This is a genomic window from Bradyrhizobium sp. UFLA05-109 (assembly GCF_054185165.1).
On record NZ_JBBIAR010000037.1, the window covers coordinates 82699 to 89192 of the forward strand.

Annotated in this window: 6 protein-coding genes; all 6 read right to left on the reverse strand. The window is 59.4% G+C overall.

Features of this window, described 5'->3' with window-relative positions; all coding sequences use genetic code 11:
- Positions 1-89 precede the first annotated feature (89 nt).
- Complete coding sequence (locus tag Q3C01_RS25950) at positions 90-1616, reverse strand: site-specific integrase (RefSeq protein WP_458148129.1); 1527 nt, start codon at positions 1614-1616, stop codon at positions 90-92.
- 860 nt (positions 1617-2476) lie between these two features.
- Positions 2477-2887 (reverse strand): GFA family protein, encoded by a 411-nt coding sequence (locus tag Q3C01_RS25955; protein ID WP_458148130.1) that lies wholly within the window; start codon positions 2885-2887, stop codon positions 2477-2479.
- Between the two features lie 171 nt (positions 2888-3058).
- On the reverse strand, positions 3059-3982 hold the full coding sequence (locus Q3C01_RS25960) for an oxidoreductase (RefSeq protein ID WP_458148131.1): 924 nt from the start codon (positions 3980-3982) through the stop codon (positions 3059-3061).
- Positions 3983-4099: 117 nt separating this feature from the next.
- On the reverse strand, positions 4100-4948 hold the full coding sequence (locus Q3C01_RS25965) for a helix-turn-helix transcriptional regulator (RefSeq protein WP_458148132.1): 849 nt from the start codon (positions 4946-4948) through the stop codon (positions 4100-4102).
- Positions 4949-5181: 233 nt separating this feature from the next.
- The gene (locus Q3C01_RS25970) at positions 5182-6012 is read right to left on the reverse strand and encodes a class I SAM-dependent methyltransferase (protein WP_458148133.1); all 831 of its coding nucleotides are present in this window, start codon (positions 6010-6012) and stop codon (positions 5182-5184) included.
- Between the two features lie 117 nt (positions 6013-6129).
- Complete coding sequence (locus tag Q3C01_RS25975; RefSeq protein WP_458148134.1) at positions 6130-6417, reverse strand: GFA family protein; 288 nt, start codon at positions 6415-6417, stop codon at positions 6130-6132.
- Positions 6418-6494: the final 77 nt, after the last annotated feature.

Below are 6494 nucleotides of genomic sequence, written 5' to 3' on the forward strand. Positions count from 1 at the left end.
GAACGCGAGATTGGCGGCGCGTTGCGCGCCCGGGTTTCACCTAAGGGCTTAGGGCCGGAGCCCATCCGACGCTGAAACACGCCAGCCATTCAGCCCTTCATACCTTCCTTCCGCACCTGCAATTCAAGCCTATCGATGCCGGAATCGGCGCGAGCGGCATTGCGGGCGCGGTAATGCTTCACGATGGTCTGTGCGCTTCGGTATGAATGCCCAGTGATGTCGCAGATCGTCAGCAAGTCGCAGCCAGCCCGATCGAGAAGCATGACGCAGGTATCACGTAGGTCTTGGTCGTGCTTTTGGTCGAGTTCGCCGGCGCCATTGACGAATACCAGAGCGGGGCAAGGCTTCAGACGCCATGCTGTCTCATGGCCATTGCTGTCGCGTGCGGTCTGCGTATCCAGCCATTCCGCTAATGCGCGCTTGCGCTGATCGACCGCTCGAGCGCGCTGCGCCTTATTCTCCTCATCGAGAGGAAAAGGGGCGAACAGCCTGTCGACATTTTTGATCAGTTCGGCGTTCAGTCGCTCGGCGCGGACAATTGCCTGGCGCGCGTTGTCGCGCGCGAGAAAGCCGAAGATAGCGACGGCCCGGGCGGTCGACACCCAATGGCGATAGGTACTCTCGTCATAAGGCTCACCATTGTCTTCGTTGACCACGAGCTCGGGTGGCACCTTATCCAACTGAAGCCGGAGCTTGAGTTCCTTTATTCGTGCACGCGAGGCATTTAGCCGTGCGCTCAGTTGTGGCGCCTCTTTGATGTCGACAAGCTCGCCGGTCTTGCTCTGTCGAAACGCGTGCCGGCCCTCAACGTCGCTCTCGTTGCGCATAATCAGACGGTCAGTCTGGCGCTGTCCGGTGAACAATGCCAGATGGAAGCTGTCGCTGACCGACGGCCGTTCGATCGCATCGGCTGCAGCGACCCAAGCGGAAAATTCGGTCATCGCAACCTGTACGATGCGTCCGTCCGGGTGATCGAACTCCATGCCTTCTCGCGGGTTAGGTCCGAGACGCCACAAGATGCTTTCCTGCCCCCAGGTAAATGCCGCTGAGAGCGTGGCTATCATCGAGAGCGCCATATGATGGCCGCGAGCCGATTTCGCATAATTATAGAAGGCTCGGAACTCTGGTTTGCCGATTGATGTCGGAGTTGCAGTTGCGATCGCCTCGAGTTCTCGGACTGGCTCTGCTACGCCGAGCAGTTTGGCGGCACGGATTTCGGCACGCATTTTCGCCGCGGATTTGCGCGATTGCGGTCGGTACAAGATGGCCGAGATGCATTTGCGATAGGAAGATTGCGAGGCGGACGACAACGCCTTGAACTCAACCGACTTGCTCCAATCGTCCAGAAGATCTTCGATCGTTGAACGCTTCCGGATCGTAATCTTCTTCGGTAGCTTGCCGGCGCGGCGCGCCGCCTCGATTTCCGACTTTCGCTTGTCTGAAAAGTCTGAGGCTTCCTGAAGATTGAACCACGCACCGACCGGACGGCCTTTTTCATCGTGCGGCGGATGGCGCAAGTCGGCGTCGACAAAGCCGAGTGCCCTGGCATAAGCGCCATGCGACGAGCGAGGACGGCCATCGCGCCACCTTACATGGGGAAATTTGGGATCGGCCATAAAGAGCCTCAGGGCCAGTAAGAGATGGCACCCATTGGAATCTAGTGCGATCTGGTCTGTCAAGCATTGTGCTGGCCGTAGGCCCTCCCCAGCCGCTCGCGGTGTTCCTCGTCGCTTGATGCTGGGGGCGGCGCGAATGCGTCATTCGCAATTGTCTTTGGGCGCATAGGATGATGTCGTGTAAGCCAAGCATCGAAGCCGGTGCGTTCCCATTTCAGCGGTCCTCGCTCGCTGATCGGCGAAGGCAAGCCATCGCGCTCCTGCCTGAGGCGGCGCGTGCGATAGAATGTATCTAGAGAGATGCCAATCGCTGTCGCGACCTCGGTCGAAGAATAGGGTGGCTGCATGCTCTGGGGGCGCAAACGCATAATGCCTCGCCACTCTTGGCTTTTTGAGCGAAGTCTTGGCGAAGCAAAATGAACAGATAAAGCTACAGGCGAGAAGCATTCCTTTCCGTGCGTAGGGAATTCGGCTTCTTTGGAGTACGAACAGGATGCCCCGGCGCTAACACGTCGGATATTTGTCCGCCGCCTTCGGGGATTCAAGATAGATGCGTAACTGGTGCGGCGAGCCAACCCTCGCAGCATGGGGCGCAGATTCCACTGGTCGGTCAGCGGACTCGAACCTGCAACCAGACCGTTATGAGCGGGAGGATATCGATTAGCTTCGTTGATTTTGCTGCGATTTTGTTTGATTTCGATTGCGCTCGTTGCGTTTCGAACAGGTTGTTTCTGGTGCGAAACTGGTGCGGTGCCCCTTGAAAGTTGCGAGGGGCGGCTTCCGGGCCACAAGCAGACTTTCTGCGCGGCCAAGGAATTTCAGTGCCCAAAATGGCCATCCGCCACCGCGGCGGGTCAACCTCAGTTCGGTGTGCCTTCGAATTTCCGGATTGAGTTGAGGTCGTTGACCCAGGGCTGTTGAGAGCGAGTAAATATCTGCCGACGTGGCACCAATTCATTTCGTTGGCGAAGCGCTCCAACGCGCACGGCGTAGGCTTTTGGCTCATCGCCAGTCGATGTCGAATAGATCGCCGTCCCGCACTGAGGGCAGAAAGCTTGCACACGGACGTTTCCACTATCGGCGGTCTTTCGATATTCCGTTAGTTTGCCCGACAAAAGCACAAACGTGCCTGGATGAGTGCCGATGACCGCTCGCAATGGCGCGCCGCTTATGGTTTGGCAGTCTGTGCAATTGCAAATGGTCGTCGTTTCGGGATCGGCTTCGGCCTCGAACGTGACAAAGCCGCAGTGACAGCGTCCATCTATCTTCATCACATGCTCCTGACTTTCAACGGAACGCGGCGTGGGGAACTACGGGACAGATTAAGGCGAGGTACAGCTCTATCGAGGCGGCAACTACTCTGACACAGGGGGATGCGAGCAGGCGACCGGCCAAGGGCGCTTAAGAAACATCGCACAGCCGCCGTCGGCGCCGCCGTTGAATTACGGACCCTCAACCCGCGTCGTTGCCGCGACGCCTTCCCACACCCGCAGGTCCTCCAGCAGCCGCTGGGCATGACCGCGGATGGCATCGACCGCGTCCGTTCCGAGCTGCAATCGAAGCGGTGTTGCGCTCGCTGCCAGCGCCTGCTCGATCGCGGCGCCTGCCTTCAGTGGATCTCCCGGCTGCGCCCCATGAATAGACCGCAGAAACTCACGCGTGGGGCCGACCACATCGCGGTAGGGCTCGAGCTCCGGCATGAGGCGCCCAGAGCCGGTCATGTTGGTGCGAAAATACCCTGGCTCCACGATCAGCACCTTGATGCCAAAGGGCGCCATCTCGGGCGCCAGCGCCTCTGAAAGCCCTTCCAGCGCGAACTTGCTCGCCGAGTAGGCGCCGAACCCGCCGAAGGACAGCTGGCCGCCGAGGCTCGAGATATTGACGATCGCCCCGCTTCTCTGAGAACGCAGGATCGGCAGCACGGCCTGGATCACCGCCACGGCGCCAAAGAAGTTCGTCTCCATCTGGGCACGCAGCTCGCTCTCCGGCGTCTCCTCGACAGCACCCACGACGCCGTAGCCCGCGTTGTTGATCAGCACATCGATACGCCCGAAGCGGTCGATGGCTGCCGCAACGGCCGCTTCAGGCTCCCCGGGGCCGGTCACATCTAGCCGCTGGACCAGCACGCGATCGGGGGCGAGCGCTTGGAGCGCGGCCAGCTTCGACCGGTCACGCGCTGTGGCGACGATGCGATATCCCTGGCTGATGGCGTGGCGCGCGAAGGCGTCGCCGAAGCCGCTCGAGGTACCCGTGATGAACCAGACCGGATTTCCTTCCTCAGCGCTTAGCTCATTCCTGTTGAGCGCGGAGGAAAGCTGCTGCGCAGTGGAGAAGGGGTCTAACGAGACGTTCGCGTTGAGTGTCATTTGCTTATCCGTAACCGTGAATGGTACCGCAGCCCGCATTAAGACGCTGGGGTCCAAGGAACGGAAAGAACCTAAAATGCTGCAATCAGCCTGAATTGCGAATATGCGCGGGACTGCTCACCGTTCGAACTCGCGGCGATATGCTGTCGGGCTCATACCTGCTTCTCGCCTAAAAAGCCGGGAAAATTGACCGGCAGTCTCGCAACCGATTTCCTCTGCGATCATGGAAAACGAGGTCGAGGAGAGGGTCAGAAGCTTCTTCGCGTGCTCGATCCTCAAATCGGTCAGATAGCGATACGGCGGAATTCCTTCGCAATTCCGGAATGCCCTGCAAAAATGACTCGCGCTCGTTCCGACTTCTGCGGCAAGTTCTTCGAGCGACCAGCTCTTGCGGATGTTGCCGGCAATAACCGACTTCGCGCGCCGCAATTGCCATGGAGCCAGTCGTTCGCGTCGGTATTCCGGCGTCTCCATTTGACTCAGAGCCCGCGGGAAGCGCTCCAAAATGGCACCCGTCAATTGGTCGCTGAACAAGGATCCCGAGGGCAATCCTGTCATCATTTCCTTGGACAGTAATCGTCCAAGCGACGAAAGCGCATCGTCCCTGACGCCGAAGGCAGGAAAAGGATCGAATTCGTGGCCAGCTACCGAAGCGAGCCTGTTCGGAGTAACGTAGAAGTGTATCGCCAAGCTCTCTCCGGAAATAGAGAGCTGCTGGGTTTCTCCGGCGGGCGTTACGGCAATGAGCCCAGGCCGGAAGCGAAAGGTCTGCTTGCGTCCGTCGCTCAGCGTTCGTCGCGCCACGCCGCAGCCTTGCAGTACGAGGACGAGTTCGTGATTGTCGATCGACGGCGCCTCGAGCTCGGACCGAGAATGTCGATATATTTTAGCGTAGATTCCATCGCCGGATGCCATGGGCGTCTCGGCAACTGGCGCTCTCCGCAGAGGGATATCGAAGTCCTCCATTATGGAAGTCTCCTCTAAATCGGATTCTGGATCGGGCTGCCTTCCGCGTTGACGCCAGTCGTGGCCGCTTGGCAAGCTGGCCAGAATGTCGTGCGCCCGTTCGGAAAAGCAAGTGACCGATGCAGCGTAACTCCTGGCTCAATACCGGGTAGCGACGACCGCTGCAGGCCATCATCGTCGCTTCGAGGCGTCGCACTTAGACGCTTTGAGTCCAAGCAATCGAACAACCAGACCTACCGCCTCCTGGCGAGCGCCTGCAAATACTCGTTGCTGATCACGGTATGGTTCTCGCCTTTGGCCGCGAGATTGTTGTCTATCCAGAGTTGCTCCAAGTCATGCAGGAGTGCGGCCTGTTTCGGGGCATCGAGGCGGCCGAGCATGAGTTGTATTGGCCCGGAATTCTTCGCGAAGAATTCAGCGGAACCAGCGGCGCTTCTCTGCAACTCCCACCTGACGGCCACGACGCTGGTTTCGACAGCATCGAAGCCCGGGTTCAACCTGTCGCGTACGGTGGCTTCTTCTGCCCAGAGGAAAGGAGATACCGTGCCTTGAGGCGGCGGCGGAAGGTGCCGGGCGGCAACTGCTTGCATCTTCCCGCCAAAGCCAAATGGAGTCCAGTTGGCCAAAGCAAGCCGTCCGCCGTGCCTCAAGACACGCGCTATCTCCGAAGCAACGGTCGCGGGGAGCGGAGAAAACATAATCCCGAACATCGAAACCACCACGTCGAAACTGCCGTCGGGGTAGGGAAGCGTTTCGGCAAAGCCTTCGTCGAAGCGGATGCGAAGTCCTTCGCGAGCCGCGCGCGCTCGAGCCTCCTCCAGCAGATGAGGTGTCATATCCAAGCCGGTCACCGTGGCACCCCGGCGGGCTAAGGGGATGGTCACGTTACCCGTACCGCAGGCAATATCCAGCACGCGCGCGTCAGGTTCGAGCTCCATCCGGGCGACGAAGCGCTCCGCTTCGGGAATACCCATTTCCCTGGCTATTGCGCCAAAATCACCGGCAATCCAGGGCGCGCGCATGGAATCCTTCATTTGGTCGATGAGCGCGTGTTGCGTGATCATCCCTTTTTCCAAACTTGTATTGTCTGCAACATTTCGTCGATGGGCACCCTGGGCGCTAATCACACTTGCCGCACCTCAGACGATTACCTAGCGCCCGCATGGGCTCGGTACGGGCGCCTAGCGGCGGGCCGTGGCAGCGCCTTCGACCAGTTCCGGTTGACGTCCAAAGTGAAGGAGTTGGTAATCGAAGGTCACCCATGGATGTCGTGTCGTCTCCCACACGGATACAGGAGGCCAAGGCATCGACGGATCGGCGAACGCGCCAAAGGCGATGCCGATAAGGTCGGGGAAAGATTCCGAGTGCCAAAATACCGCGGAACCGCAGTTGGGGCAGAAATGCTGTTCGATCATTCGTCCCGAGTCGCTGCCGCGCACATAGACCCTGCTCGGCCCTTCGACGCGCACCTGTCATTCGGCCTGCAATATTGCCCCCCTAAGCCGGGGGATCGGCGTCCAAAATTGACCCCCTGTAGGTTGGTCTG

What these genes read in the sequence shown, in the direction of transcription:
- Q3C01_RS25950 (WP_458148129.1), bottom strand. Translation starts at nt 1,616, where the DNA reads ATGGCCGATCCCAAATTTCCCCATGTAAGGTGGCGCGATGGCCGTCCT.
- Q3C01_RS25955 (WP_458148130.1), bottom strand. Translation starts at nt 2,887, where the DNA reads ATGAAGATAGATGGACGCTGTCACTGCGGCTTTGTCACGTTCGAGGCC.
- Q3C01_RS25960 (WP_458148131.1), bottom strand. Translation starts at nt 3,982, where the DNA reads ATGACACTCAACGCGAACGTCTCGTTAGACCCCTTCTCCACTGCGCAG.
- Q3C01_RS25965 (WP_458148132.1), bottom strand. Translation starts at nt 4,948, where the DNA reads ATGGAGGACTTCGATATCCCTCTGCGGAGAGCGCCAGTTGCCGAGACG.
- Q3C01_RS25970 (WP_458148133.1), bottom strand. Translation starts at nt 6,012, where the DNA reads ATGATCACGCAACACGCGCTCATCGACCAAATGAAGGATTCCATGCGC.